This window comes from Mycobacterium sp. P7213 (assembly GCF_900604305.1).
Classification (GTDB): domain Bacteria; phylum Actinomycetota; class Actinomycetes; order Mycobacteriales; family Mycobacteriaceae; genus Mycobacterium.
In genome coordinates this window covers 1-557 of sequence record NZ_UWOA01000128.1, presented here as the reverse complement: position 1 = coordinate 557, position 557 = coordinate 1, and the positions used below count along the sequence as shown (strand labels likewise).

The following is a 557-nucleotide window of genomic DNA, read 5'->3' as shown; positions in this document are numbered from 1 at the left end:
ATCATCTTGCCGACCTCTGATTCGAACGCCGCTGCCGAAAAGCTGTCGAAGTTGTTGCCCCCGGCAGCCGTGGATGCGCTGCTGGCTGACGCCGAAGCCTCTGGAACGCCGCTTGATGGCCCCGACGGGCTGCTGGCCGCTATCACCAAATCCGTGCTGGAACGGGCCCTAGACGTCGAGATCGCCGATCACCTGGGCTACGAGGCCGGCGACCCAGCCGGTGCTGGATCAGGCAATTCCCGCAACGGCCACGGCCGCAAAACCGTGCTGACCACCGCCGGCCCGGTCGAGCTGGAGGTTCCCCGGGACCGCAACGGCAGCTTCGAGCCGGTGATCGTGCCTAAACGCAAACGCCGCCTTGGTGGCGTCGAGGACATGATCTTGTCGCTGTACGCCCGGGGCATGTCCACCCGCGACATCACCGAGCATCTGGCTGAGGTCTACGGCGCCAGCGTCTCGGCGGCCACGATTTCGCGGGTCACCGACGTGGTCGTCGATGAGATCGCGGCCTGGCAGGCCCGCCCGGTCGATCCGGTCTATCCGATCCTGTATATCGA

1 protein-coding gene is annotated in these 557 nt (G+C 65.9%); it reads left to right on the top strand.

From position 1 onward, the window contains the following. Positions 1-42: 42 nt before the first annotated feature. On the top strand, positions 43-557 hold a 515-nt coding region (locus tag EJK91_RS21535), incomplete at its 3' end, for a transposase (RefSeq protein ID WP_206430464.1).